Raw genomic sequence first — 25,838 nt, forward strand, 5'->3', positions numbered from 1 at the left:
CATCCCTTCTATTGCGGTAGAGCAATCTGCATCTTCACTTCGCCCTTTGGGGCAGACGCGGCGATTTCAAACGCTCGAACGCTGTCTTCGAATTCCAACGTGCGCGTGATCAGCGGCTTCACATCGATCGCTCCGGAAGACAGCATGGCAACGCAGCGCGGAAAAACATGCGCATAGCGGAACACATGCTCGACGCGCGCCTCGCGCACCATCGCTTTGCCGAGGTCGTAGTTGATGCCATGCATCTGCACGCCGACGAAAACCACCCGGCCGGCCGGACAGAGCGGATCGAAGACCCCTTCCGCCGCGCGAGGGCTGCCGGAGCATTCGAATACGATCTCGACGCCCCAGCCTTCGGTGGCGGCGAGAATTTCATTGGCGAGGTCTTGCCTGGCGACATTGATCGGCGTGATCGGGCCGAGCTTTGTTGCGAGCTCGAGCTTGGTGTCATCGACGTCCGATACGAAGACCCGGGCGCAGCCCGCCGCCAGCGCAGACAGTGCCGTGACCAGGCCGATCGGGCCAGCGCCCATGACCAGAGCGATGTCGCCCGGCTTCACTTGGGCCTTGGTGGCGGCATGGACGCCGACGGCCAGTGGCTCCACCATGGCCGCCTTCGCGAAGGAAACATTGTCCGGAAGCCTGAAGGTGAAGTTCTCCGGATGAACAACGGTCGGGCGCAGAACGCCGTGGATAGGCGGCGTCGCCCAGAAACGAACCGCTGGATCGACATTGTAGAGGCCCATGCGCGTCGCGCGACTGTTCGGGTCCGGAATGCCCGGCTCCATGCACACCCGGTCGCCGACCTTCAGCGATGTCACCTCGGCTCCTGTCTCCACGACCGTGCCCGACGCCTCATGGCCGAGGATCATCGGCGCCTTCACCTGGAAAACGCCGGCGCCGCCGTGCGTATAGTAGTGCACATCCGAGCCGCAGATGCCGACGGTATGCAATTTAATGCGCACGTCGCGGACGCCGAGCACCTCCTCGCGCTCGATCGGGAAATCCCGCAGCGATAGTTTCATCTTCTCTTCAAGCACCAATGACTTCATGAGCCTGCGTCCTGTCCTTTTTCTCCCGCGCTAACCACGCCAAACGATCAGCACACCCAACACGATCGCCAGAGCATGGCAGACGGACAATGGGATCGACTGTTCGAGAAACCTCATCCAGAACAGTTCGAGCGCAACGAACAGATAGATGCCTACAAAAACCCGGTCGAACCAGTTGGTCACGATCGGCAGGAAACCGGTGCGTTGCGGGCTTGCGACAATGGTATTGGCTTCGTCATCCACCTCATCGAGATCGACGGTGTGCTCCATCGTACTACTCCTTGACCGCGCCGAAGGTCAGACCGGCCACGATGTGCCGCTGGACAACCGAGAAGATCAACAGCGCCGGGACAAGCGTGATGATCGCAATGGACGCCATCGTGCCCCATTCGGTTCCGGTCGTGGTCACGTATTCTGACAGGCCGGTGGTGATGGTGCGCGCGTTGAAGCTGGTGAGCGTTGCGGCGAGCAGGAATTCGTTCCAGGCGAACACCCAGGTCAGGATCAGGGTGACGGCGAGGCCGGGCCGCGCAAGCGGAAAGATGACTTCGCGGATCACCTGCCACGTCGTGGCACCGTCGACGGTTGCGGCCTCGTCCAACTCCTTTGGAATACCGTCGATCGTCGGCCTGAGCGTCCAGATGGCGAAAGGCAGGTTGAACGTGCAGTAGAGCAGGATCATGCCCGTCCGTGTGTCGTAGAGCTTCCACTCTCCTATGACGAAGATCTGCGTGAAGAGCAGGAAGAAGGGCAGCAGGAATACAGCGGCTGGCGCCATGCGGTTGGTGATCGTCCAGAAAAAGATGTTCTCCTTTCCTGCGAGATCGAAGCGCGACAGCGCGTAGCAGGCCATGAACGCCAGAACCGTCACCAGCGTCGCGTTGCCGGTCGAGATCACGATGGAGTTGAACATATAGCGGCGCAGCGTATCGTCGCCCAGGACCTTGACATAGTTCTTCCAGTAAACCGTCTCGAGCAGAACGCTCGGCGTGGTGAACAGTTCGACGGCCGGCTTTACGGAGATGACGAACAGCCAGTAGATCGGGAACAGCGTCAGCAGGCTGAGAAAGATCCACAGCAGAATGGAATAAACAGGGCGGTTGGCGCGCATCAGGGTGTTCTCTTCTGGCCGCGGCGGGCGACAAGGGCGACATAAAGCAGCCAGCACATCACCAGAGTGAGGTACAGGACGATGATCGAAGTGGCCGAGCCGTATCCGTAATCGGTCTTGGGAAATACGATCTTCCAGATGTGCAGGCCAAGGTACCGGGTCGCGGCGCCAGGGCCGCCACCGGTCAGCATCCACACTTCGTCGACGGTGCGCAGTGCATCCATGAGACGAATGAAGACCGTCGCCAGGATCGCCGGGCGGATCATCGGCAACGTGACGTGCCAAAAGATCTGCCACCTGTTGGCTCCGTCGATCTGGGCCTGCTCGAACGGCTCCTTAGGAAGCGAAACGAGTGCCGCAAGCAGCGTCAGCGTCACCAGTGGCGTCCAGTGCCAAATATCCATGATGACAGTCAGTGCAAAGGCCATGTTCGCATCACGACCGATATTGAGGTCGTAGCCGAACCAGGATTTCAACAAATACGGGATGATGCCGATGCTGGGTGTTGTCATCAGGCGCCAGACCGATCCGACGACGATCGGCGCCACGATCAGAGGCAGGGTGTGGATCGTGCGGAAGAAAGCCCGGCCGGGAAACTCCCGCATGAACAACTGAGCCAGAAGGTAGCCAAGGACCACTTCACTCAATACGGCGAAGAAGGCGAACTTCAGCGTGAACGCGATGGAGGTCAGGAACTCGCTGTCGAAGACGAGGCGGCGGAAATTGTCGGCGCCATTGTAGACCATATAGGGATTTGCGCCGAACGGGTTCCATTGATGGAAAGCCACATAGAGCACGTACAAAAATGGGACGATGCCGAAGATCCCGAGGATCGCAATCGTCGGGGCGAGCATCAGCCATCCAACTCTGTTTGATCGCACGCCAGCCCTGTTTGATCGCATGGAACCACTCCCTGGAAGGCGCATCCGCCGCGACATTCTATGAACCTCGCGAGGCGGCAAACTGCGTACCCGGGCCACCGCTTTCGCGGCGGTCCGGGCACTGCGTTCGCACTGCTACTTGCGGTAGCCTAGGTTCTTCAGTTCCGCCTCGGCAGCGGCAGCCATCTGGTCGAGCCCATCGTCGGACGACACCTCACCCAACAGAATCTTGTAGAAGATCGGCGCCGTTGCTTCGCGTACCTGTGCATGGAACGGATAAGGAGGGGCGCCGGCAAACAGCTTTCCGTCGTTCTTGAGCATGGTGTAATAGCCGTTGAGCTTCTTATCCATCTCTATGACTTTAGGATCGTCGTAGGTTGCCGTGTTGGTGATGCGCGGCGCGGCGACCGCCCAATCGCCCTGGACCGAATCCTGGCCGATATACTGGAGGAAGAGAAGCGCCGCTTCCTTGTTCTTCGAGGTGACTGGAAGGCCGAAGGCGCCGCCGTCGTAGTAGCCGATATAGCCTTTGCCGGACTCGGCATCCTCCATGACCCCCGGTTCGACCGGCGGAAGGGCGACGCCGACATTGCCAACCACCTTCGACTTCTCAGCGTCCGAGGCGATCCAGGCGGCGTTCTCGCCATAGACAAGGCCCTGTGCCACACGACCCGCCGCGAGGGTGGTGGCGACTTCGGTCCAGGTGCTGGCCTGAGATTCCGGTGGCGCGATGTCGCGCAGATGCAGCCAGTATTTGAGCGCCGCCTTTGCCTTGTCGCTGTTCATCGCTCCACCATTGGCGACGGACGCGGCATAATTCTTCGATGCGTCGATGCCCCAATTGTACACGCCGAACGTCGGCGCGACCGATTCGAAGAATTCGTACCAGGAAGCCGGGTGACCGGTGTGCGCCTGAGCGGTCGTGCCCCACAATTCCTTGCCGTTGTCCTTGCCCCATTTGGTAAAGAATTCCGCGATCTGCGTGTATTCCTCATGGGTTTTGGCAGGAACCAAGTCCTTGCCGGTTTCCTTCTTGAAGGCTTCCTTGACGGCAGGATCATTGAACAGATCCGTCCGGTAGAGATAGAGCTTGATGAAAGCTTCCATCGGAATGCCGAACAGATCGCCGTCGCCGTTCTTGAAATAGTTCGCGAACGTCGTGAAGTGCGTCTCGTCGTAACCCGGCGCTTTCAGCGACGGATCGTCCTTCAGAGATTTCGTGATGTCGACCAGGAAATCACGGGCGAGATAGGCATAGATGATGTCCTGCTCGATATAGACCATGTCATAGATGCCGGTCTTGGCTTCCATGTCCTTGATCGCCTTGTCATACATCTGGTCCCAGGATGTGGTTTCAATCTCCACCTTGATGCCCGTCGACTTCTCGAACGCAGGCGCAAGAACATCCTTGATATAGTTCGAAGGCGGGGTGCTTTCGGTCACCCCGTGCAACGTAACACCCTTGTACTTTGCGCCGGCGTCTGACCAGAAATCGGCCTTGGCAGGCATCACGCTGGTCATTAGCCCCACTGCCAATGCGGCAAGGCTTATTCCGAGTTCATGTCTCATTTTTCACTCCTCCAACAGAATCTTGAATGTCAGTCCGTCATTTCGCAGTCATGGCAACGTTCCTTCCCGCCAGACCGGAAACCTCCTGGCCATCAAAGGCCTTGTGGCGGCCCCGCCTCGGCGATTTCCTCCGATCAACCCGGTGGTGCCTCCCTGCTTGATCCAAATTTAAGACGCCAGCGCACGGGCACTGGCCCTATGAAGATTCATCGCTTTCCGTGTCCGCACCCGAGCAGAAAACTCCCCTCAGGTGCTGGCCTTGGGAGGCAACCTGTATTTTCTGCTGTTTCGAATTGCCGGCTTGGTCTCAACTCACGGACCGAGTTGGCCATATTCATGCAAACGAGCACAGAAGAGCGCTATCGGCCCATCTGTCGCGAAGAGCGGAGAAATTGGATCACAGGGGCAAGTTAATTTCCTCCTCCACGTTTCGCTGGTTGGCAGCGTTATATGTTGTTCTTGTCCACAAATTAGACGATACGCGAATTCTGTCAAGCCAAAAAACCCGCCGAGGCAGCGTCCCCCGGATTCCGCGTAATATCCGCGACATATTTGCGTGGATGATGCTCGATCCGGTTAGGAGTTGCCGCGTGCACCAGCATTTGTTGCGCCGTCGAGGACCTTGACATTTGTCACGATGGGCATTTTGTTGTCCTTGTCAACATTCACAGAGTCGCCAGTACCCAGAGGAAACAGCCGATGCGCAGATTGGGCATTCATTCGTTCGTATGGACCGGCGGTGGCACTCAGGCCATGCTTGAAGAAGCGATGGAGAATTCGGCTGCGTGCGGTTACCGGCTGATCGAGTTTGCGTATCTTCAACCCGAAAAGTTCGACATCCATCGCCTCGCCAAGAAGGCTCAGTCGTTAGATCTCGAAATCGCCGTCACCATGGGCCTGCCCTTGAGCGCCGATGTGTCGAGCGAGGACGGCGCTGTCGTGAAGGCAGGTGAGGAATTACTCGCGAATGCAGTCGCGGCGGTGCGGGACATCGGCGGCACCAAGCTCGGGGGCATTCTCTATTCCGCGCATACGAAATACTCGACAATGCCGAGTGATCGCGGCCGCAAGAACAGCGTCGCAGCCATTGCCAAGACGGCTGACGCAGCAAAGAAGGCCGGCGTCGATCTGGTCCTGGAGGTCGTCAACCGGTTCGAGACGAATCTCTTGAACACGGCGGCTCAGGGCCTCGACTTCATCAAGGCGACCGGCTCCGATCACGTCACGCTCCATCTCGACACGTTTCATATGAACATCGAAGAGGCCAATCCAGCGGCGGCCATTCGTCTGGCCGGCGACAAGATCGGCTATTTTCACATCGGCGAAAGCAATCGCGGCTACCTCGGCGATGGGGTGATCGATTTCGATCGCATCTTCGACGCGTTGCTAGACATCGGCTATAGCCGCGACATCACCTTTGAATCGTTCTCCAGCGCCGTGGTCGATGAGGGTCTTTCCCTCGCATGCGCCATATGGCGCGACACCTGGACCGAGAACATGCCGTTGGCAAAGCATGCCAAGGCCTTCATCGACCTGAAAAAGCAAGAGGCGGTTCGTCGGCGAACGACGAATGCCCGTCCATAAGTCGAGGACAATCTGATTATGCGGCAGTGCGGACCCTCTGCCTAAGACGCCCTGCTCCGCGGTCTTCAGCGCTGTAGTGCTGTGGTTTTTTCGCTGTTCATCGGCAGCCTCGGATCCGTGAGACAGAAGCTTCGGGGGGATGCGTGTTCAATAAGATCGCGCCAGTTGCTGCACGCCTGCGCGGCGTGTACCAAGTGAGCGCGTTGTGGTTGCGTTCGGCTTGCGGACCGCAGGTAACCTGGAGAGACCTAAGTGAATGACCCGGCGCTGACCGCCAGTTCAAATCGCAGGATTCGACAAAACAATGAAGTGGCGGCTCTAAGAGCCCTTCATCAATTTGGACGTCTCACTCGAGCCGAACTCGCGCGCAAGTTACGGCTTAACCGCTCTTCGTCGGGGCATATCATCGCGAGCCTGACGGCTGACGGTCTGGTGCGCGAAGCAATTGAGGATCTGCCTGAACAAGCGGGCTATGCCCGAGCCGGCCGTCCCGGCATCATGCTGGAGCTTGTGCCGGATGCTATTTTCTTCCTTGGGGTCGAGATCGGTGTCGAGCATATCAGTACGGTAGAGATCGATCTTGGAACCAATATCGTTTCGACGAATGTGGAACCGTTTGATGGTCCGTCGATCAACGTAGAGGCCGCGGTCGACCGCGCCGTGAGGCTGGCTCTCCAATCTATTCCTGTGTCAAAACTGGAGCGATGTGAAGGCGTTGGCGTATCAACCCCGGCGCAAATGGACAAGAATGGCTTCGTCCACTTTGCGCCGCTTCTCGGCTGGCGAAATGTTCACCTTGCAAAGCTGGTGAGAGACGCCCTGCCGATTCGTGTTCCGGTCCTTGCCGAGAACGATGCCAACGCATTCGCCATCGGCGCGACTTACGGGCGCAGCGAGGTGCATTCCGGCGTCACGCTTTTTCTCGTTATGGAGAGCGGTGTCGGCGGCGGCATTATCGTTGACGGCAGCCTTTTTCGCGGCGCCAACGGGCTGGCGGGGGAGATTGGGCACTTGATTGTCAGCGACGCGCCAAGCCCGCGCCGCAATCTCGAACAACTAATCGGCCTTGAAAACATCATGGCCGAGTATCGCAAGACCTCCGCCCTCAGTGATCCGACATTCGGCAACTTCCTTTCCGATGTCCAAAACCGGTTGCCTAGCGCTGTCTCAATAGCCGAGGACTGGGCAAGGGCTTTGGCAATAGGCCTGGTGCAGACTTGCCGAATCATCGACGCCGACAAGATCGTGCTGGGCGGTTCGGTCGCCGCACTCTATCCCTTGATGGCTGCCAGGGTCACTGCACACATCCATGCCATACAGGAATCCAGTTTCCCGTTCCCATCGATCACAATGAATGATGAAGGAACTGTCGGTTCCGCTTTCGGTGCGGCCTGCATGTTACATCAGCGATATTTGTCTCTGCAAAGTCAGCGTTTCGCCGATGGTACGGCGGAACTCGAAGGGGCAGAGGGAGACGAAGGCTAATATCAGGTTCGGCACTGCCGAACCGATGCTGCTGCTCGGGCCACCTGTTTGATCGCAATTTAGAATGCCATTGTGGCCTGTCCGTCTCGATTGATTAATATGTTGCATAAAGCTACAAACATAATTAGTGTAGTCCCTGGAGGAGCATCGCGCATTCCCATCGTGGCCGTCTCGGGTTGTCGTTCGCTGTGGAACAGGATCAGCGAGCGGCCGCAACCTCCAGGCGCATGCTCCAGCTAAAAGATGTGCGCTAGCCGAGTTGTATGATGCCCGCAGATGCGATTTTAAGTCAGACCAAGCTCGCACCCGACGCACTAGGGCCGACCGTCGTCATCGGCGAGATCCTGGTGGAGATCATGGCCAAAAGTCGCGGCGACGGCTTTCTCGAGCCGATAGAGCTTATCGGCCCCTACCCCAGCGGCGCGCCGGCGATTTTCATCGATCAATGCGCCAAGATCGGCGGGTCGGCGGCAATCGTTGCATCGGTCGGCGACGATGATTTCGGCCGCATCAATGTCGAACGGCTCCGGTCTGACGGCGTGGACGTATCGGCTGTTTCGGTCAGTCAGGATTATCCGACCGGAAGCGCGTTTGTTCGCTATCGCAACGACGGCTCGCGCGACTTTGTCTTCAACATCGGAAAATCGGCGGCGGCCCTGGTGAGCCTGACGGTTGAAGCGAAGGCGCTGTTCGAGCGGGCTGGACACCTCCACGTCATGGGTAGCGCTTTTGCCATCCCGGGTATCTGGGAGACGATGGATTATGCCATCGGCGTCATCAAGCGGCGCGGCGGCTCCGTTTCACTTGACCCGAACTTGCGCAAGGAATTGCTCGGGCTCGGGCAGACGCAGGAGCGCTTCGCCAAGCTCGTCGACATCGCGGACCTTATCCTGCCCTCCGGCGACGAATTGTTCATGGCAGCTGGAGTTGATGGTGAATCTGCCGCGGTCATCGCGCTCTTTGGGCGCAGTGTGACGGAGATAGCCCTTAAACGCGGCGAACACGGATCAACATTCTTCGGTGCTGACGGCTCGCGGATTGATTGCTCGGCGTTCAGGGTTGCGGAAATTGATCCGACGGGCGCTGGCGACTGTTTCGGCGGCGCTTACGTCGCTTGCCGCCGTCTCGGCATGCCTGTGTTCAAAGCCCTGGAGTATGCCAATGCCGCGGGCGCTCGCAACGTTACTATTCAAGGTCCGATGGAAGGTGTCGCCTCGCGTCGGCAGCTTGACGAATTCATCGCCGTGACCCCGAGAAACGCTCGATGACCGGTCTCCTCAAAAACCTGGCGGCGGCGCGGCGCAATGGTTCGCCGATAGGCGTCACGTCGGTCTGCTCAGCGCATCCATTGGTCATCCGGGCAGCAGCGCGCAACGCTGCACGCTTCTCCGGCACGCTTGTGATCGAAGCAACCTGCAACCAGGTCAACCAGTTCGGCGGCTACACCGGAATGCTGCCCAGCGATTTTGTTCGTCTCGTCCAGCACATATCGGCAGAAGAAAAGCTTCCGATGGAAAGGATCATCTTCGGTGGGGATCACCTTGGGCCAAATCCGTGGCGCGGGGAACATGCCGGCGCAGCGATGGCGAAGGCAGAAGAGATGGTCACGGCGTACGTGTCCGCCGGCTTCCGAAAGATCCACCTCGATGCTTCGATGGGATGCGCCGGCGAGCCTGCCGCGCTCGACGACGCCACAACGGCGGAGCGTACAGCGCGGCTGGCCATGGCGGCAGAGCGCGCGGCGCTCGCCGCAGGAGATGAGGCGCCGGTCTACATCATCGGCACCGAGGTGCCGACGCCCGGCGGCGCCAATCATGCAATCAGCGACATTGAGCCGACCAGCGTAGCGGCGGCGACGCACACGATCGATGTTCATCGCGATCTGTTCCTGAAGCAAGGCTTGGCCGATGCGTTCTCACGCGTCATCGCACTGGTGGTCCAGCCCGGTGTGGAGTTTGGCAATGAGAATGTGGTCCTTTACGATTCCGCCAGGGCACGCGGGCTGACGCGGCTGCTCGAGCAGGAACCTAGCCTGGTCTACGAGGCGCATTCAACCGACTACCAGGGACGAACATATTTGCGCCAATTGGTCGAGGACGGCTTCCCGATCCTGAAAGTGGGGCCGGAATTGACCTTCGTCCTGCGCGAGGCGCTCTACGCGCTGGACCTTATCGCGACCGATCTTTTGCCGGGCTACGGAGCCCGTCCACTCTATCAGGCCATGGAGCGATTGATGCTGGCCAAACCCGGCAATTGGCAGGGCCATTATCACGGCTCGGAAGCCGAACAGCGCATCCAGCGCCACTACTCGTTCTCGGACCGCATCCGGTATTACTGGAAGCAGCCGGAGGCGGAAGCAGCGGTCGCGAGGCTGACCGCAGCCCTGCACGGCAAGACGGTGCCGCTCACGCTGTTTCGCCAGCATCTGCCCGCATTCGATGCGTTTGCAGGCAAACCGCTCGAGCCGACCTCGTTACTGATCGCCTCGATCCAGCGCAGCCTGGACGAGTACCGCTTCGCCTGCACGGGCGAGGCACTCAACACCGAAAGTAACCCGACGGATGGAGGACGAAGATGAGCGAACAACTCTCTGGAAAGGTCATTGCAATCACAGGCGCGGCATCGGGTATCGGCCTTGCTTGTGTCCGTGGTTGTCTCGATGCTGGCGCGCGGGTGGTCCTGATCGACTATGCGGATGAGAAACTGCGCAGCCTGGCTGCTGATCTCGGCGAGAACGCGATTCCTTTGAGGGTGGATCTCACCAATCCGGAAAGCGTGGCAGGCATGATGCCCGGCATTCTGGACAGGGTCGGTCACCTCGACGCCTTCCATGCCAATGCCGGCGCCTATATCGGCGGTGATTTCATCGATGGTGATCCGGACGCCTTTGACCGGATGCTGAACCTGAACGTCAATGCCGTATTCCGAACTATTCATGCGGTCCTGCCGCACATGATCGAGCGGGGCACGGGAGATATCGTGGTCACCAGTTCCGTGGCCGGCCACACCGCGGTGCCGTGGGAGCCGATCTACACCGCTTCCAAGCACGCAGTTCAAGCGTTCGTCCATGCGCTGAGGCGACAGGTGGCGAAGCACGGCATCCGTGTCGGCGCGATCGCCCCCGGACCGGTAATGACGCCCCTCGTCGCCGACTGGCCGAAGGAGAACCTCGCCCGGGCGATGGCGGCCGGAAATCTGTTCGAACCGAAGGAAATTGCCGAAGTCCTGCTGTTCATGCTGACCCGGCCGAGAACGGTTACAATTCGCGATATCGTCATTCTGCCGACCAACTTCGACATTTGACAGGTAGCGTCTCGGCATCGAAATTCGAGGAGGTAGGCCATGTACCAAGCGCGCTTCAGGGTGGACAACGAGGTCGCCGTGGTGACCGGCGGAGGCAGAGGTATTGGCCTCGCATGCGCCGAAGCGTTGGGCGAGTCCGGAGCGCATGTGGTCATCATAGAGCCCGACGAGCAGATCGGCAGTGCTGGCAGGGATGCACTGACTGCGAAAGGCTACTCGGCCGAGCTGATGCTCGGTGACGTCACTTCGTCAACAAGGATGAGCGAGATTGCTGACACGCTCGCCGCTCGGGGGACGCCGGCTTCGATTCTCGTCAACAATGCCGGCGTCGGCAGCAGCGGCATTTCGTCGGAAGATATCAGTGATGAACTCTGGCTGTGGATGATGAACGTCAACATCAACGGCGTCTTCTGGTGCTCGCGCGCTTTCGGCCGCCACATGATCGCGGCCGGCCGCGGCTCAATCGTCAATCTGGGTTCCATGTCGGGCACGATCTGCAACCGGCCGCAGCCGCAAACACCTTACAATGTCTCCAAGGCGGCCGTGCATCACATGACCCGCTCGATCGCCGCCGAATGGGCGCCTCATGGCGTGCGGGTTAACGCGGTGGCGCCAACCTACATCGAAACGCCGATGGTCCTGGCGATTCCGGAAAACGCGCCGCGTATAGAAGCGTGGTTGCGAGACACGCCAATGGGCCGCATGGGCCAGGCGCACGAAGTCGCCAGCGCTGTCCTGTTCCTCGCTTCCGACGCGGCCAGTTTGATGACCGGAGCCGTCGTACCCGTCGATGGGGGATTTACGTGCTGGTAGGACGGTAGCAGCCAAGAGTTTCCTCGCGGTCACTTCTCTCACCGAAGCTCGAGCTCGAGAAGGTGGATGCGGCTTCGGCCGCCGGCACATCGCCTTAGGTAACCTCGGCGCCGATCGCAGCCAGCGCGAACCACGTCGAAATCCTTGTCCCCAACCAACAGTCGAGCCGCCCGCCAGGCACCGCCGACCAATGTAGATCGGCAATCTGTCAGCAAAATTAGTGACGCCTCCGCACGGGCGACGCTGGCCGAGCCCTGCTTCGAACGGTCATGCCGCCGCTGGGCGGTTCGCAGTCTCGCCGCGACTACCAGAAGGCTTGTATGCGCCCATTGCGATGGCGCGCACCTCCAGCGGTGTAGTCGAGCAGAGTCGCCTGCTTTCTAACTCATTCGAGGGAGACCGGGCGATCAGACGGCTCGCCGTCGGCTTAATGCCCATTGATATAGGTCATGGAATTTGTTTGTTGTTGCAGCCAACAAATTACAAGATCGGGAGGATAGGACGAAATGCTACCCCTTCATAATTTTCGTGGACTAATGACCTCGACGGATCTGTAGGATTTGCGCAGCCGCTCAGCTTGAGCTCAGCCATGGCTTGCCTCCCGGGCACCGGCACGTTTGGTCGTGTCGTTGTTGTTTTCGTCATCTTGCGCCATCGCCAGCGGCGCGCCTGGTTCGCCTTCCCACAGGATCAGGCTGGCGGCGCCGATCAGTCCGGCCTGATTGCCGAGTTGCGCCGGCACGATGGGTACGTCCCGGTAGGCGGGCATCGCCCGCTGCTCGACGACCGCCCTGATGCTTGGAGCCAAGAGGTCGAAACCGTTGGCGAGACCGCCACCCATTACGATCAGGTCCGGCGAATAGAGATGAAGCAGATTGGTGAAGCCGATGCCCAGCCAATTCGCCTCCGCCTCGATGAGTGTGCGCGCGCGCCCGTCGCCTGCACGCGCGGCCTCGACCACGTGCCTGGCCGAGACGTCGCCGTCGGCCGAAAGGCGCCGCAGCAGCGAGCCGTCGCCCGGCGCCGTCAGCGCCGTGGCGCGCCGCCCGAGCGCGGTTCCGGAGGCGACCGCCTCGAAGCAGCCGACGGCGCCGCAGAAGCAGCGGTCGCCTTCGCCGGTGATGGTCATGTGGCCGATCTCGGCCGCCAGCCCGCGCCGGCCATGATAGATGTGACCCTCGGCAACGACGCCACCGCCAATGCCAGTCGACACGGTGACGAACACCATCGACCCGGTGCCACGCCCGGCGCCGAAGCGCCATTCGCCGAGTGCTGCGGCATTGGCGTCGTTCTCCAGCCGCACCGGCAGACCGAAATACTTGCCGAGAATGTCGATCAAGGGCACGTCGTGCCAGCCAGCCAGTGTCGGCGGTGCGATCACGATCCCGGCCTTGGGGTCGAGCGGCCCCGGTGCGCCGACGCCGATGCCGGCAACCTTGGCCTGTGGGTGCTGTGTCAGAAGGTCCCCGGCCAGCGCGATGATCTGGCCGATCACCGCTTCCGATCCCGCGATCGCCATCGTCGGGGCCGAAACATGGGCGATCACGTGGCCGCCGCTCTCGACCAGCGCGCCGCGCAGCTCCGTTCCGCCGAGATCGAAGGCAAGCGCTACCTTTGTCATCAGGCGGCAATCTCCAGCCCATGCAGCCAGGCCATGCGCTGCGCAAGGTCGGGGTCGCCGAATGCCAGCGATCCGAGCACCACGGTTTCGGCGCCGGCGGCGCGCAGGCGGGGCACCGTTTCGTGGCGGATGCCGCCATCGGCAGCCAAGATGATTTCGTTCTCTCGACCTGCTTTTCGCATCAGCGCCCGTGCCTCGATCAGGCGCGGGCCGGCCTGGTCGGACAGGCTCTGGCCCTTGACGCCGATGGATGTGCCGAGAAGCGTCACGAAAGCCACTTGCGACAGGAAAGGTTTGACCGCGGCCACCGGTGTTTCCAGTCTCAGCACCACCCCGGCCTCGACGCCGAGCTCACGCGCCAACCGCACGGCGCGTAGGCCGGCCTCGCCGTTTTCCGCATGGACGCTGACAAGATCGGCGCCGGCCTCGATGAATTGGCGCGTCTGCTCCTCGACGATCTCCGCTTCAACCATCAAATGCACATGGATCGGCTTTGCCGTCAGCATGGCGATCCGCGCCACCAGGTCCGGAAAGAACAGGAAGCCGGGGGTGAAGCGGGCGTCCGCGACGTCGATGTGGTGGAGGTCGACAAAGGGATCTATGCGCTTCAGGTCGCGCTCCATATTGGCGAGGTCGGCCGACCACAGCGAAAACTCGCCGAGCAACCGGTTGCGCGGAAGGGCGGCGATGGCAGCGGGGCCGGACAGGGATTTGGTCGTCATAACGGGACAAGGCTCCGGATGTTGAAGTGAGCGTGAAGGAAGGTCGTGATCTCAGCCTGCAGCTCGGCGAAATGCCTGACGCTGTCGAGCGCCTTGGGAGAGATTTCCGCAAAGGTCGCGCCGGGGATCGCCGTGGCAAGCGTGCGCGCAGCCGGCAGCGGATGCACCGCATCCATGGCGTTGCCGATGACCAGCGTGGGGACGCCAAGGGCAGCGGCGTTGCTTTCAGAAACGCCCGGTCCGTCGGCGGCGATGTCGGCGAGGACCTGCGCGAATGGCGCGGCGTCCGGCCGGTCGAAATAGCCGAGTAATGAGGCGAGATTGTCGGGCGCGTGGCGCTGCAGGCGCTCGGCGGTTTCCGATTGCGCGAAGATCGTCCTGGCCTTGTCGGGGCCGTGGTCGAGGATGAGGCCGGCGACCTCGGCGATCGGCCGCAGGTTCACCGGCGCGCTGTCGAAAATCCAGGCCGGGCGTACAAGCAGCAGACCCGCGATGCGGTCCGGGTGGCGACAGGCAAGGCGCAAGGCAATGGCGGCGCCCATGGAAACGCCGCCGGCGACGAAACGGTCGAGACCGGCTTGATCGGCGGCGGCAACAACATCGTCCGCGAACATGCTCAGGGAAAACGGACGGCGGCTGCCCAGTCCGGAGGCGCCGTGCCCGCGGCATTCCAGCGTGATGCGCCGGAAGTCGGCACCGGCCGGGAAAGCCTGGGCGATTTGCGCCTCGCCGCCGCCCAGCCCATGCTGGAAGACGACGGCAAGCCCGTTGCCATTATCAGAAATCCGAAGCGTGGCGTCGTCGCGAAGCAGAGCGGCCAGGCGAGCCATCAGGTCAGCCCCATCAGGAAGCGAGCAACCCCTGGTGCCTCTTCGGCCGAGAGGCCATGCGTGACCAGCGGCCCGTCAAAGCCTGATGACTTCAGCCTGGCGACGAAATCCAGGAAATCGACGACGCCCCTGCCGGCGGTGGCAAAGCGGCCGTCGGCCAAGCGGTCCTTGGCATGCGCCATGGCGACGTGGCCGGCGGTGCGTTCGACGGCGGCGGCCACGATGGCGCTTGCTTCCTCGGGGCTCGCCTGCTCGAACAGGTTGGCCGGATCGAGCACGACGCGCAACCGCTTCGAGCCCATCTCGGCGATGAGGCGCATCGCGTTCTGCGCCGAGGTCACGATGTTGGCCTGTTCGGGCTCGATGCCGAGATCGACGCCGTGACGCTCGGCGAGTTGAAGCGCCTTTTCGATCTCGCCCGCCATATCGTCCCATGCCTCACGGTCGGCGTTGTTGGGGTGATACGCCCACTGATCGTCCGCGTTGCGCGTTCCCGTGCACAGGGTGACGAGCGGAACAGCAAGGGACGCCGCGGCCTTGATGACCACGCCAAGCCGGCGCATGCCGTCGTCGCGCACCGCGTTGTCCGAATGGGCCATGTTGTAGGTGCCCGACAGCGCCACCAGGGCGACGCCGGAGGCACCGGACGCCGCCGCGATGGCGCTGATGGCACCGTCAGGCACCGCATCCGGCATCGACGGCAGGCCGGCACAGGCAAGGTTGAACTGGGTGACGGCAAATCCCGCGTCGCGCACCGCCGCCAGCACGCCGGCCGGCTCGCTGCCCGGAAAGGTCCTGGCGAACACCCCGACCTGCATCAGACCGCTCCCGTGACGGCAGCGATCTCGACGCGCAGCCCGCTCTCCACCGAGCGGGCGATCGCCACCATGGCGCGGATCGAGGCGAGGCCGTCCTCGACATCGGCGCCGCGCAGCGGCGCGCCGTCGAGGACCGTGTTGGCGAGGCCTTCGAGTTGCCGCCTGAAGAAATGGCCGTCGGCGCCAAGCGGCTTTCGCGCCGTCGCATCCTTCTCGTGAAAGATGTCGACCTCGCTCGCTCGGAAATACCAGGGATTGAAGGTCTTTGCGATCACGGAGCCGTTCTCGCCATAGAGTTGAAAGCCTTCGTGCCAGTCCATGCGGACGGCGACGGTGAGGTCGAGATGGCCGAGCGCGCCATTGGCGAATTCAGTTTCGACGAACCAGCAATAGGCGCCGAAACGCTCATTGAGGCGGGCGCGCACCGCGACAATCTCGCCGCACAGGAAACGTGCGGTATCGACAAGGTGCGAGCCGTGCGCGAGCATGAAATACTGCCTGAGGTCGGCCTTCGGATTGCCGGCCGGCTTCTTTGCCAGCTTGCTGGTGACGGGCAGCGGCTGCACCGCATCGGTGTTGGTGTAGCGATGCGTGGAATCGCAATACCAGGCCTTCAGCGCCAGGATCTCGCCCATCTCGTCGCGGACGAAGTCGCGCGCCGCCTCCAGTGCCGGGTCGAAGCGCTTCATATGGCCGACTTGCAGCACCTTGCCGGAGCGCTTGACCGCATCGGCGAGCGTCTCGCCCTCTTCGACCGAGACGCCGATCGGCTTCTCGCACAGCACGTGCTTGCCGGCCCCGAGCGCCTTGATCGACATCGCAACGTGATAGGCGTCCGAGGTCGCAACGATCACCGCTTCCAGTTCAGGGTCGGCGAGCATCTCATCGTAGTCGCCATACATTTTTTCGGGCTCATAGGTCGCGCCCATGCGCGCCAGCAGGTCGGGAGCGGCATCGCAGATCGCATAGAGGTCGGCATTCCGGGCTTTCACGCAGGATTCCAGATGGGCAAATTGCGCGATCGGCCCGCAGCCGAGCACACCGACACGAAGGCGACGGTCTTGCTTGCGGATCATGGTCTCTTCCTCAGGCGCCGTAGCCGCGCATCGTCTGGCGGTTGGTCTTGACCGCGGCCGCCGGATCGGCGGCGGCGGTCTCGGATTCCTCTTCCAGCACCAGCCAGCCATTGAAGCGTGGCGCTGCACTGGCGATGTCGATCACCGCCGCGGTATCGCAGACGCCCTTGCCGAGCATCGCCCATGTGCCGCTGGCATCGACATCCTTCAGGTGCACGTAGCGGATGCGGTCGCGATAGGTGGTGAGCGTATCGGCCATGTCTTCATGGCCGCGCAAGATGTGGCCGGTATCCGGCACCCAGCCGACGAGCGACGGATCGACCAGCCCAAAGATCCGGTCGTAGTCGGCGCGATCGAAGAGCAGCGTGTTGTGGTGCGAACTCGGATGCACCGCGACCTGGACGCCCGCCTTGCGCCCTAGCTCCCCCGCCTTGTTGTAGACCTCCGCGGCGATGGCAAATTTGTCGTCGCGCGGGCCGTCGGAGACGACTGTCGCCGAGCCCATCGACACGAGCGTACCCGGAAAGGCGGCGGCGAAGTCGATCCATCGCTTCGCGGTCTCGAGGTCGTTGCCGATCTTCTCCTTGAGCGTAAAGCCGCTCTTGGAACCGAAGGCGAAGGAGACGAGCGTCAGGCCTGACGCCTTCAGCGCGGTCGCGAACTCCGCCGGCTTGTCGGCATATCGGCCGATCATCGCGTCGGTGATCTCGATGCCGGCATAGCCGCCATCGGCGATCGCCTTCAAGAGATCGTCCGGGCCGCCGGCAAAGCGCTCTCCGAGCATTTCCCAGGTAAAGGTCTGGCAACCGACTTTCAGGTCTTTCACGATCGTCCTTTCATTCCTTGATGCCGCCCTGCGCTAGCCTTGCGGTTCTGCCATTCGTTGAAGGCCTTGATCAGGTCGCCAAAGGTTTCCTTGCCGAAGAAGGCGGCGCTGGCAAGCTGATTTCGGAACGTGATTGCGCCCGCGCCGGTCGAATGCCGAGACCCGTGCCGAGCGCTGCGGCGCCCAGCATGCCGGCGCCGATGAGAAATTGCCGGCGATCGGCGATGGTGACTCGAGCCACAGGCTTCGTAGCGGCGGTCGGCCGTTTTTCATGTCAGTCATTTCCTCCTCCTGAAGGCTGGGCGCCTCCAATGTTGCGCCAGGATTTTCGCATGTTCTGCAAAAATTTTACGCGCGTCAATATTTAAAGTGCTGTATAGCGAGCTGTGATTGCGGCTCGCCACCGATTCAGCGGCCAGCCGAAATGTCATCGCGTTGGGAGGCAGACTCGAAAATGCAAGGAAAATCAAAGACGAAGCTCGGTATCGGCGTTGTCGGATGCGGCAACATCTCGATGACTTATCTGCGCAACGCGGCGCTCTTCGGCTGCGTCGAGTTGCGTGCATGCGCCGACATTTCCACCGAACTGGCGGCGCTGCGCGGCAGCGAATACGGCACCCGGACGGTCAGCGTCGACACGCTCCTAGCCGATCCGGAGATCGACCTTGTCCTCAACCTGACCACCCCGGCGGCGCATTTCGACATCTCGTTTTCGGCGCTTTCGGCGGGCAAGCATGTTTTCACCGAAAAGCCGCTGGCAACCTCGGCCAGCGACGGCCGCCGGCTTGTCGCCGAGGCGGCGAAGCGCAATCTGCTCCTAGGCTCGGCCCCCGACACTTTTCTCGGCGCAGCCGGACGGCGGGCGCGCCGCCTGATGGACGAGGGCGCGATCGGCCGCGCGGTCACCGGCACCGCCTTCATGATGGGGCGCGGCATGGAGCACTGGCATCCCAATCCGCAATTTTACTATCAGCCGGGCGCCGGCCCAATCTTCGACATGGGCCCCTATTACCTGACCATGCTGGTCAACCTGCTTGGGCCGGTAGCACGCGTGATGGCGATGGCGACTCGGGGACAGGAAGAGCGCCTTATCACCGCCGAAGGTCCCTACAGGAACACCAGTTTCAAGGTCGGCACGCCGACCAACATCCTATCGCTGCTGGAGTTCCGCTCGGGCGCCACCGTCACCTTCGGAGCCTCCTGGGATGTCTTCAGACACTCCAATCACCCTATCGAACTGCACGGCACGGAAGGCTCACTGCGCCTGCCCGATCCTGACACGTTCGGCGGCACCGTATCGCTTTCGGAACGCGGCGCCGACTGGGCCGACTTCCACAGCGAGAGCGAGCTCTACGGGGCGCGCAACTGGCCTTACGCCGCGCCCGACCGCGCCAACTACCGCATGCTTGGCGTCGCCGATCTGTCGCGTGCGCTGACGACGGGCAGAAAACCCCGCGCCTCCGGCGATCTCGCTTTGCATGTGCTGGAGATCATGGAGGCGATCCTCGCTTCGGGAGAAAGCCGCGAGTCCGTCGCCGTCAACGGGACAGTCGACCAGCCGCCGCTTCTTGGCGAGGACGAGGCGACGAGCCTGCTTGCCTGACGCGTAGGATCCGTCGATGACTACGTTGCTTTCATCACTTCTCGATCCAGAAGCCCGGCATGTGCTCGACCTCGGCCGACAGGCTCCCGTGCGGCCGTTCGAGGCCGGCACGCCTGAAGAGGCGCGGCGCGCCTATGAGGAGAGCTTTCCCACACTGCAGGGTGAACGCGAGCCGGTCGCCTCGCTGAACGAACGCTTCATCGACCGGCCTAGCGGCCCGTTGACGCTCAGGATCTATCACGGGCGACGGGCGGCCTTGGCCAGTGCCCCCGCGCTGCTTTATCTGCATGGCGGCGGCTGGGTAATCGGCAATCTCGATTCCCATGACGAGATCTGTCGCTGGTTTGCCAACATGGCGGCCTGTGTGGTCGTCTGTCCCGACTATCGGCTGGCGCCGGAACACAAATTCCCGGCCGCCATCGAGGATTGCCGCGCAGCGTTTGCCTTCATGCAAAGTGCGGCCGACGATCTCGGCATCGACGCGGAGCGGGTCGCTGGCGCCGGCGACAGCGCCGGTGGCAATCTCGCTGCGGTGCTGTGCCTGATGGTGCGTGGGAGCAAGAATCCGCCGACCGTGCAATTGCTGTTCTATCCGAACACGGATGCCTCGCAGACAGCGGACAGCTATCGCCGTTTTGCTGAGGGCTATGGTCTCACCGCGGCAACGATGGCCTGGTTCCGCGACCACTATGTCAACCATGCCGGGGATATCGACGACTGGCGCGTGTCGCCGCTGAAGGTCGCCAGCCTTGCCGGCGCAGCACCAGCCTTTGTCGCGATCGCCGGTCATGACATTCTCATTGACGAGGGTGAGGCTTACGCAAAGCGTCTGCAAGATGACGGCGTGCCTGTCGTGCTGAGGCGCTGGCCTGGCCAGATCCACGGCTTTGTCTCGATGGGCCGCCATGGTCCGGCCTCGCGGCAAGCCGTCGGCGCGGCGGTTGCCGCGTGGCGCGGCTTCGATGGAAAGCTCAGGCCGATTGACGCATGACCAGCGTCGCGTCGAGATTGACCTTGGCGGCAACCTCCGCTCCATCCTCGTTCAGCAGGGCCAGCAGCGTCTCGACGCTACGTCCCGCCATGGCGGCGAAGTCCTGCGCCATGGTGGTGAGGCCTGGACATGTGTAGCGGCTCAGCGGGTGATCGTCATGAGCTGCGACACGCAGGTCGCAATCGGCCTTGCGACCGACCTTGAGGCCTTGCGCGTAGGCGGCCGCCATCACGCCGAAGGCGAGACGGTCGTTGTTGCATAGAATGGTCTTGCCCGGCAGACCGCCATTGCCGAGCATTTTTTCCATTTGCTCGTAGCCGATCCGTTCGAAATCCCATGTGTAGTCGTCGGTGTTGCCGATGACGACAGGCTCATGCCCGAGCCGCTTCATAGAAGCGATATAGCTTTTCAGTCGTTCTGGCGAGTTGTGGTTGACGTGCGGGATATCGAAATAGACCGGGGCGTCGCCGGACCGGCACAGATACTCGACGATGGTCGAGACGCTCTGGGCATTGTTGTTGCCGACGAACGGCGTTCCGCCTTCGAGATAGGTGTCGAAATAGACCACCGGTATGGCCTGCGTCAGCTTCTCCAGCGTGCGGTGGTCCGAGCGCAGGCCGAGCGGCGCGATGAGTGCACCGGAGACCTTCAGCGACAGGATGGTTCGCGTTGCCTCCACTTCGAGCTCGCGCGAGCCGTGCGAGGAGATCACGATCGGCCAGTAGCCTTCGTCGCGCAGCCTGAGTTCGATGCGGCTGACCATCTCCGAATAGAAGGGGTCGGCCACTGTCGGCACCATGATGCCGATGCTGCGGGTCCGCTTGCGGTTCAGGTTGCGTGCAAACAGATTGGGCTGGTAGTCGGACGAGCGCAGCGCCTCTTCGATACGCTGCCGTGTCGCGGGCTTGACGCTGGTCGGATCGTCGAAATATTTCGACAGCGTCGGCCTGGAGACGCCGCAAGAGCGGGCAAAATCCTCCATCGTCTTGTGCGTCGTCGGCATTTCAAACGCCTCGCGTTCTGGACATCCAATCACTGGGTTGCCCTAGCGCTGCCCCAGGGTACCCGCATCCGGTGCGCTGCCGTGCAACGGCAAGGCAAAATTTTACAGAGAGCTTCAGCAGTTTCAACGCGTATCGCTGAATTTTTTCACGCGTAAATTTATTAGTTGACGCGAAAAGTACAAGCCATATTGACTCCGGATATCGGTTGCCGCCAGGCAGAATTGCACGCGACTGAGAGGGGTCGAGAAGCTGGTCTCAGCCGGCGAGATCGAGCTTCGGCGATTGACGCAGCGTCGGCGCCGAGATGCTGAGGGCAGCAACAGCGCGCTTTCCGGTCTAGCGCGATATGAAGATCCTTAATGTGCTAAATTTGTCTTCGTACTCCGAAACGTCGGTTGCCAATGGGACACGCTGCCAATTCTGGGCACCACAATCCGGAAGGCACCTACACATAGCGCACTTCGACTCCCAGCTTGTCCAATCGACTGCGAATCCCATAGGGCATAGCGGTGTCGGTGATGATCAGATCGACACGTGACAACGAAAATGCCTTGGATGAGGCGCCAATATCCCATTTGCTTGAATCCGCCACAAGGATCACGCGCCTGGCCATACGAACCAGATTGCGTTTTGTGCGCGCAATGTCTTCTGAGACATCGACGACATCGAATGACTGATCGATCGCATGCGCGCTGAGGAACGCTTGGTGGGCCACAAGGCCGCCCACAGCCCTGTCAAAATCCGACACGATCGTGCTGACCGTCGAGGGATAGACCCGACCGCCTATCATATGCACGTCCAGCCCAGGGCGATACATCAGATGCTGTGCAATGTTCATCGCGGTTGTGGCTACTACCACATTGTTGACCGGGGGCATCTGCATTGCGACCTGCAGCAACGTCGAGCCGCTGTCGAACACCACGGACTGGTTGTCTATGATCTGGCGCGCCGCCATCTGCGCGATACGCCGTTTGGCATCGAAATTGCGAGACATCCGCTCTTCGAAGGCCGCCGCGGGCGAATCAGCGGGCAAGGCGATCGCACCGCCATGCGTTTTGATCAACTGCTTTTTTGCATCCAGAATTTCCAGGTCGGACCTGATGGTCACCTCGGAGACGCCGAAGTTTTCCGCCAGTTGGCTGGTACGCGCCTGGCCGGTCCGCTGAAGCGCGAGCATGATCTGATGTCGCCGTTGTTCCGCAAGCATGTGTAACCCCGAATTGCTGTTTGGATAGCTGCACGCCAACCTTTCGAAAATCGAATAGGAAACCGGCTTGCGTTTGAGAATTCGACGGATACCGCCTCACCGCAGCGAACGCTAGCCGTTGCAGTTGCAACCTATATCGAAACGAAAGAAATCGAAATATTGAATATTGTTTTGCTTTCGAGTTAGGGTCCCTCAACGTCAGATCAACAATTGCGAAGGGACTGCACTGATATGGGCCTTGGAACTAAAATTCGCTTGTCGCGGCTGTTCTCGCATCGATCTGGGAACCTGTTCGGTGGTGCCGTCGACCATTTCGTAGGTTACGGCAACGTCCGCGAGGGAGGCCTTGCGGATCTGCCCGGCGCGCTCAAGCGGGTGATGGCCGGAGAGCCAGATTACATCAGCATTCAGCCTGGTGCGGCGCGTCATTTGTGGCCGGCTTACGCCGGCAAGGCAGCGCTGGTCATTCAGGCGGGATGCTTTACGCCCGACGATCGGATCAGTCAGTTGATCGCGACGCCCGAAGATGCAGTGCGCTATGGTGCCGATGCGCTGGCGGTCGCCATTCCGGTGCGGGGCGATACCGAGGGTCACTACATTCGTTGGCTTACCGATACGGTCAACGCGGCGGCTCGTTTCGAAATGCCGGTCGTTGCACATGTTTATCCCCGCGACTATTCAAACGGCTGCAAGATCGTCTTCACCCCCGACGAAATCGCCTACGCAGTGCGGATTGGTTTTGAGACCGGTGTTGACGTGATCAAGGTCGGATACACCGGGGACTTCGACTCATTCAAGGAAACCGTGGCCACTTGCCCGGTTCCCATCGTTATCGCCGGCGGTCCGAAGACCGAGGATCTTCTGGGCGCTCTCACCCAGACGTCTGAAGCCCTGCGCGCCGGTGCGAAGGGTGCCGTCGTGGGGCGCAATCTGTGGGGGCACGGTGACACCACGATGGCAGCGCGTGCATTCAAGTGCGTCATTCACGATGGGATGGCGCCGCAAGACGCTTTGGCGGCTGCGGGCACGTGAGCCGTGACCGGCAATCTGCAGGTTTTGGGCTTCGGAGCCTTGGCGATTGACGACATCATCTATGTCGACAGCCCGCTGGGTGCTGGCAAAGGGAAGGTGACAAATCGCACGAAGGACCACGGCGGCAATGTGGCGACGGCACTCGTTGCTGTCGCCAAGCTGGGGGGGCGTGCCGGTTTCATCGGCTGGCTGAGTGATCAGCCACTTACGGATGTCGGCGCCCACGAGCTTGAACGACACGGCGTCGACATATCTTTCGCGCCACGTCGTTCCGATGCCAAGCCGATCCGGTCGGTTATTACGGTCGCGCCCGATGGTGACAGGTTCATCGCCTATGATGATGATGTGCCGCACGGGACCTCCGATGCGCTGGCCGATAGCGTCCTTGCGCAAGCCCAGGTACTGCTGATCGACGGTTACGCCACGCACGCCGACATGATCGTTGCTCGTGCCCGTAAGCTGGGTCTAGCGGTGGTGGCCGATATTGAGTGGACTGTCGGACCTGCGACCGAACGATTGATCCGCCTGTCAAATCACCTGGTATTGCCTCTGAAATTTGCCCAAACCTATACTGGCGAGGGCAAGGCGACAGCGATCCTGCGCAAGCTGTGGTCAGATGACCGCTCCGCGGTCGTGTTAACCGAAGGCGATCGAGGAGCCTATATCCGGCAAAAGGACGATGTCGTTTTGTGGCATGTCCCGGCCTATAAGGTCAGGGCAGTGGACACGACCGGCGCGGGGGATTGTTTTCATGGCGCCTATGCCTTCGCTCTTACGCAGGGAAAGCAGCCTGTCGCCTGCGCTGTTTATGCAACTGCCGCGGCCGCGATCTCAGTGACGGGCCGGGGTGGCCGCATGGCTCTGCCGGATCACAACGCCTGTGTCGCGTGGATGGCGAAAGAAAATGCGCCTGTGCCCATACCGATTACGTCGCCAGACTGAGAATTCATCACTCGGAACTTGCCGCTGCTGGTGGGGCGTCCGAGGCGCGCGGTTAACCGCGCAGATAGCAATGCCGGTTCGATCTGCAGTCGCGCCGGGCGGAGGCTATTCGGATGTTTAGGTAGCGCTGACAATAGGGAGGATGTGACGTGGCTGTTGTTGTGTTGGACAAAATTTGCAAGACCTACGGGACGAAATTCCAAGCCATCAAGGATCTTAGCCTGACGATAAACGACGGCGAGTTCCTCATTCTCGTTGGCCCTTCGGGATGCGGAAAATCGACAGCCTTGCGCATGATCGCGGGGCTGGAGGAGATCAGCAGCGGAACCCTGAGCATTGGTGGAGAGAATGTTGAGGACCTGGCGCCGAAGGACCGGGATATTGCGATGGTCTTTCAGAACTATGCCCTTTATCCGCATATGACAGTGTTCGACAACATAGGCTTCTCGATGAAGCTTGCGGGGAAGAGCAAGGCCGAGCGCACGAAGCGCGTCCATGAAATAGCAAAGACCCTGCAGCTGCACACGCTGCTCGACAGTAAGCCGGCGGCGCTGTCTGGCGGACAACGCCAGAGGGTCGCCATGGGGCGCGCGATGGTGCGCGAACCGGCAGCCTTTCTCATGGATGAACCCTTGTCAAACCTCGATGCCAAGCTGCGCGTGCAAATGCGCGCGGAAATTGTCAGCCTGCAAAGACAGCTGGGGGTGACCACGATTTATGTAACGCACGATCAGACCGAAGCCTTGACCATGGGCGACCGGGTTGCGGTCTTGAAAGGCGGTGTCCTTCAGCAGGTCGACACGCCAAAGACGCTGTATAATCGACCAGTCAATGCCTTCGTCGCGGGGTTCATCGGCTCGCCGTCGATGAACCTGTTCGAAGGCCGTTTGCACAATGGCAGGATCAACCTGCCGACCTTTTCGATACCGGTGCCGACGAGTGCGTTTGAGCGCTCTCCTGGTCTGAGTGCCTTCGAAGGCAAGACGCTCATCTTCGGCATACGCCCCGAGGATCTCTACGACAGCAGTCTGGAATCGGGATCGCGACATGCCACTCTACCGGCCATCGTGAAGACGACAGAGGAATTGGGATCCGAGCTTATCGTTCATTTGAAGGTCGACGCGGTTCGAATCGATTCTGGCGATCCAGATGCTGTTGAAGATCTAAGCGGGGCAGCAAACGTCGTAGCGAGGTTTGAAGCCGTCAGCGTGGTCCGGCCGGGCGAGTTGATTAATCTGGCGATCGATGCGGCCAAGTTGCACTTCTTCGATCCCCAGACGCACCTCACAATCTAGCGTGATCCGCGATGGTTGACCTGGGTAAAGGGTCGAAGGCGCAAATGTCGCTTCCGTCTTCTGGTCCATTTGC

The 25,838-nt window shown here is 61.1% G+C and carries 24 protein-coding genes; 11 read left to right on the forward strand and 13 right to left on the reverse strand.

Annotated elements, in window-relative coordinates; genetic code table 11:
• Positions 1-8: 8 nt before the first annotated feature.
• The 5 genes from NKI85_RS15550 to NKI85_RS15570 form a co-directional block, all read right to left on the reverse strand.
• Positions 9-1,052, reverse strand: a complete 1,044-nt coding sequence (locus NKI85_RS15550) for an NAD(P)-dependent alcohol dehydrogenase (RefSeq protein ID WP_352776931.1) — start codon at positions 1,050-1,052, stop codon at positions 9-11.
• 30 nt (positions 1,053-1,082) lie between these two features.
• Positions 1,083-1,322, reverse strand: a complete 240-nt coding sequence (locus tag NKI85_RS15555) for a DUF2160 family membrane protein (RefSeq protein ID WP_352776932.1) — start codon at positions 1,320-1,322, stop codon at positions 1,083-1,085.
• A 4-nt stretch (positions 1,323-1,326) separates the two neighbouring features.
• Positions 1,327-2,163, reverse strand: coding sequence for a carbohydrate ABC transporter permease (locus NKI85_RS15560; RefSeq protein WP_352524760.1), 837 nt, complete (start codon positions 2,161-2,163; stop codon positions 1,327-1,329).
• Entirely contained in the window at positions 2,163-3,017 is an 855-nt protein-coding gene (locus NKI85_RS15565) for a carbohydrate ABC transporter permease (RefSeq protein WP_502896231.1), read from the reverse strand. The genes NKI85_RS15560 and NKI85_RS15565 overlap by 1 nt, the downstream gene beginning before the upstream one ends.
• Positions 3,018-3,179: 162 nt before the next feature.
• Positions 3,180-4,613, reverse strand: a complete 1,434-nt coding sequence (locus NKI85_RS15570) for an extracellular solute-binding protein (protein ID WP_352776933.1) — start codon at positions 4,611-4,613, stop codon at positions 3,180-3,182.
• A gap of 699 nt (positions 4,614-5,312) precedes the next feature.
• Between NKI85_RS15570 and NKI85_RS15575 the strand changes: the two genes are divergently transcribed.
• The 6 genes from NKI85_RS15575 to NKI85_RS15600 all read left to right on the forward strand — a co-directional run bounded on the left by NKI85_RS15575 (position 5,313) and on the right by NKI85_RS15600 (position 11,798).
• Complete coding sequence (locus NKI85_RS15575) at positions 5,313-6,197, forward strand: sugar phosphate isomerase/epimerase family protein (protein ID WP_352524957.1); 885 nt, start codon at positions 5,313-5,315, stop codon at positions 6,195-6,197.
• 252 nt (positions 6,198-6,449) lie between these two features.
• Positions 6,450-7,682 carry an ROK family transcriptional regulator gene (locus NKI85_RS15580; protein ID WP_352524756.1) on the forward strand — a complete coding sequence of 411 codons (1,233 nt, stop codon included), beginning with the start codon at positions 6,450-6,452 and terminating at the stop codon, positions 7,680-7,682.
• Positions 7,683-7,948: 266 nt separating this feature from the next.
• The gene (locus tag NKI85_RS15585) at positions 7,949-8,950 is read left to right on the forward strand and encodes a tagatose kinase (RefSeq protein WP_352524956.1); all 1,002 of its coding nucleotides are present in this window, start codon (positions 7,949-7,951) and stop codon (positions 8,948-8,950) included.
• Positions 8,947-10,260 (forward strand): D-tagatose-bisphosphate aldolase, class II, non-catalytic subunit, encoded by a 1,314-nt coding sequence (locus NKI85_RS15590; RefSeq protein ID WP_352776934.1) that lies wholly within the window; start codon positions 8,947-8,949, stop codon positions 10,258-10,260. Before NKI85_RS15585 ends, NKI85_RS15590 begins: the two co-directional genes overlap by 4 nt.
• Positions 10,257-10,985, forward strand: a complete 729-nt coding sequence (locus NKI85_RS15595; RefSeq protein WP_352524752.1) for an SDR family oxidoreductase — start codon at positions 10,257-10,259, stop codon at positions 10,983-10,985. The genes NKI85_RS15590 and NKI85_RS15595 overlap by 4 nt, the downstream gene beginning before the upstream one ends.
• Before the next feature lie 39 nt (positions 10,986-11,024).
• A complete protein-coding gene (locus NKI85_RS15600; RefSeq protein WP_352524750.1) occupies positions 11,025-11,798 on the forward strand; it encodes an SDR family NAD(P)-dependent oxidoreductase in 774 nt (257 codons plus the stop codon).
• Positions 11,799-12,381: 583 nt separating this feature from the next.
• On the opposite strand, the gene NKI85_RS15605 is transcribed toward NKI85_RS15600, so the two are convergent.
• From NKI85_RS15605 to NKI85_RS15630, 6 genes are read right to left on the reverse strand one after another with little or no spacing between them, the layout of a single operon-like run.
• A complete protein-coding gene (locus tag NKI85_RS15605; protein WP_352524748.1) occupies positions 12,382-13,419 on the reverse strand; it encodes an ROK family protein in 1,038 nt (345 codons plus the stop codon).
• Positions 13,419-14,141: a ribulose-phosphate 3-epimerase gene (locus NKI85_RS15610; protein ID WP_352524746.1), complete on the reverse strand. Its 723-nt coding sequence runs from the start codon at positions 14,139-14,141 to the stop codon at positions 13,419-13,421. Before NKI85_RS15610 ends, NKI85_RS15605 begins: the two co-directional genes overlap by 1 nt.
• Positions 14,138-14,971 (reverse strand): alpha/beta fold hydrolase, encoded by an 834-nt coding sequence (locus NKI85_RS15615; protein WP_352524745.1) that lies wholly within the window; start codon positions 14,969-14,971, stop codon positions 14,138-14,140. The genes NKI85_RS15610 and NKI85_RS15615 overlap by 4 nt, the downstream gene beginning before the upstream one ends.
• Entirely contained in the window at positions 14,971-15,789 is an 819-nt protein-coding gene (locus NKI85_RS15620) for a sugar phosphate isomerase/epimerase family protein (protein WP_352776935.1), read from the reverse strand. The genes NKI85_RS15615 and NKI85_RS15620 overlap by 1 nt, the downstream gene beginning before the upstream one ends.
• Entirely contained in the window at positions 15,789-16,865 is a 1,077-nt protein-coding gene (locus NKI85_RS15625; RefSeq protein ID WP_352524741.1) for a Gfo/Idh/MocA family protein, read from the reverse strand. The genes NKI85_RS15620 and NKI85_RS15625 overlap by 1 nt, the downstream gene beginning before the upstream one ends.
• A 10-nt stretch (positions 16,866-16,875) precedes the next feature.
• Positions 16,876-17,649: a sugar phosphate isomerase/epimerase family protein gene (locus NKI85_RS15630; RefSeq protein WP_352524954.1), complete on the reverse strand. Its 774-nt coding sequence runs from the start codon at positions 17,647-17,649 to the stop codon at positions 16,876-16,878.
• Between the two features lie 496 nt (positions 17,650-18,145).
• On the opposite strand from NKI85_RS15630, the gene NKI85_RS15635 reads away from it, so the two are divergent.
• Together NKI85_RS15635 and NKI85_RS15640 are read left to right on the forward strand one after the other, a co-directional pair.
• A complete protein-coding gene (locus tag NKI85_RS15635; RefSeq protein WP_352524739.1) occupies positions 18,146-19,294 on the forward strand; it encodes a Gfo/Idh/MocA family protein in 1,149 nt (382 codons plus the stop codon).
• Positions 19,295-19,310: 16 nt separating this feature from the next.
• Entirely contained in the window at positions 19,311-20,285 is a 975-nt protein-coding gene (locus tag NKI85_RS15640; RefSeq protein WP_352776936.1) for an alpha/beta hydrolase, read from the forward strand.
• Here the strand turns inward: NKI85_RS15640 and NKI85_RS15645 are convergent.
• Complete coding sequence (locus NKI85_RS15645; protein ID WP_352524737.1) at positions 20,266-21,288, reverse strand: LacI family DNA-binding transcriptional regulator; 1,023 nt, start codon at positions 21,286-21,288, stop codon at positions 20,266-20,268. The genes NKI85_RS15640 and NKI85_RS15645 overlap by 20 nt on opposite strands.
• Positions 21,289-21,734: 446 nt before the next feature.
• Positions 21,735-22,496: a DeoR/GlpR family DNA-binding transcription regulator gene (locus NKI85_RS15650; RefSeq protein ID WP_023680295.1), complete on the reverse strand. Its 762-nt coding sequence runs from the start codon at positions 22,494-22,496 to the stop codon at positions 21,735-21,737.
• 231 nt (positions 22,497-22,727) lie between these two features.
• Here NKI85_RS15650 and NKI85_RS15655 point away from each other — a divergent pair, with 231 nt between their 5' ends.
• The 3 genes from NKI85_RS15655 to NKI85_RS15665 all read left to right on the forward strand — a co-directional run bounded on the left by NKI85_RS15655 (position 22,728) and on the right by NKI85_RS15665 (position 25,765).
• A complete protein-coding gene (locus NKI85_RS15655) occupies positions 22,728-23,528 on the forward strand; it encodes a beta/alpha barrel domain-containing protein (protein WP_352457857.1) in 801 nt (266 codons plus the stop codon).
• Between the two features lie 3 nt (positions 23,529-23,531).
• Entirely contained in the window at positions 23,532-24,470 is a 939-nt protein-coding gene (locus tag NKI85_RS15660) for a PfkB family carbohydrate kinase (RefSeq protein ID WP_352524736.1), read from the forward strand.
• Positions 24,471-24,619: 149 nt separating this feature from the next.
• Entirely contained in the window at positions 24,620-25,765 is a 1,146-nt protein-coding gene (locus NKI85_RS15665) for an ABC transporter ATP-binding protein (protein WP_352524734.1), read from the forward strand.
• The last annotated feature ends 73 nt before the right edge of the window (positions 25,766-25,838 follow it).

Origin of the sequence: Mesorhizobium sp. M0571, from assembly GCF_040320985.1 — a bacterium.
In the GTDB taxonomy this organism is placed as follows: Bacteria; Pseudomonadota; Alphaproteobacteria; order Rhizobiales; family Rhizobiaceae; genus Mesorhizobium.

Coding starts and splice junctions, on each gene's coding strand:
- NKI85_RS15550 (WP_352776931.1), bottom strand. CDS start 1,052: ATGAAGTCATTGGTGCTTGAAGAGAAGATGAAACTATCGCTGCGGGAT.
- NKI85_RS15555 (WP_352776932.1), bottom strand. CDS start 1,322: ATGGAGCACACCGTCGATCTCGATGAGGTGGATGACGAAGCCAATACC.
- NKI85_RS15560 (WP_352524760.1), bottom strand. CDS start 2,163: ATGCGCGCCAACCGCCCTGTTTATTCCATTCTGCTGTGGATCTTTCTC.
- NKI85_RS15565 (WP_502896231.1), bottom strand. CDS start 3,017: ATGCTCGCCCCGACGATTGCGATCCTCGGGATCTTCGGCATCGTCCCA.
- NKI85_RS15570 (WP_352776933.1), bottom strand. CDS start 4,613: ATGAGACATGAACTCGGAATAAGCCTTGCCGCATTGGCAGTGGGGCTA.
- NKI85_RS15575 (WP_352524957.1), top strand. CDS start 5,313: ATGCGCAGATTGGGCATTCATTCGTTCGTATGGACCGGCGGTGGCACT.
- NKI85_RS15585 (WP_352524956.1), top strand. CDS start 7,949: ATGCCCGCAGATGCGATTTTAAGTCAGACCAAGCTCGCACCCGACGCA.
- NKI85_RS15590 (WP_352776934.1), top strand. CDS start 8,947: ATGACCGGTCTCCTCAAAAACCTGGCGGCGGCGCGGCGCAATGGTTCG.
- NKI85_RS15595 (WP_352524752.1), top strand. CDS start 10,257: ATGAGCGAACAACTCTCTGGAAAGGTCATTGCAATCACAGGCGCGGCA.
- NKI85_RS15600 (WP_352524750.1), top strand. CDS start 11,025: ATGTACCAAGCGCGCTTCAGGGTGGACAACGAGGTCGCCGTGGTGACC.
- NKI85_RS15605 (WP_352524748.1), bottom strand. CDS start 13,419: ATGACAAAGGTAGCGCTTGCCTTCGATCTCGGCGGAACGGAGCTGCGC.
- NKI85_RS15610 (WP_352524746.1), bottom strand. CDS start 14,141: ATGACGACCAAATCCCTGTCCGGCCCCGCTGCCATCGCCGCCCTTCCG.
- NKI85_RS15615 (WP_352524745.1), bottom strand. CDS start 14,971: ATGGCTCGCCTGGCCGCTCTGCTTCGCGACGACGCCACGCTTCGGATT.
- NKI85_RS15620 (WP_352776935.1), bottom strand. CDS start 15,789: ATGCAGGTCGGGGTGTTCGCCAGGACCTTTCCGGGCAGCGAGCCGGCC.
- NKI85_RS15625 (WP_352524741.1), bottom strand. CDS start 16,865: ATGATCCGCAAGCAAGACCGTCGCCTTCGTGTCGGTGTGCTCGGCTGC.
- NKI85_RS15630 (WP_352524954.1), bottom strand. CDS start 17,649: ATGCTCGGAGAGCGCTTTGCCGGCGGCCCGGACGATCTCTTGAAGGCG.
- NKI85_RS15635 (WP_352524739.1), top strand. CDS start 18,146: ATGCAAGGAAAATCAAAGACGAAGCTCGGTATCGGCGTTGTCGGATGC.
- NKI85_RS15640 (WP_352776936.1), top strand. CDS start 19,311: ATGACTACGTTGCTTTCATCACTTCTCGATCCAGAAGCCCGGCATGTG.
- NKI85_RS15645 (WP_352524737.1), bottom strand. CDS start 21,288: ATGCCGACGACGCACAAGACGATGGAGGATTTTGCCCGCTCTTGCGGC.
- NKI85_RS15650 (WP_023680295.1), bottom strand. CDS start 22,496: ATGCTTGCGGAACAACGGCGACATCAGATCATGCTCGCGCTTCAGCGG.
- NKI85_RS15655 (WP_352457857.1), top strand. CDS start 22,728: ATGGGCCTTGGAACTAAAATTCGCTTGTCGCGGCTGTTCTCGCATCGA.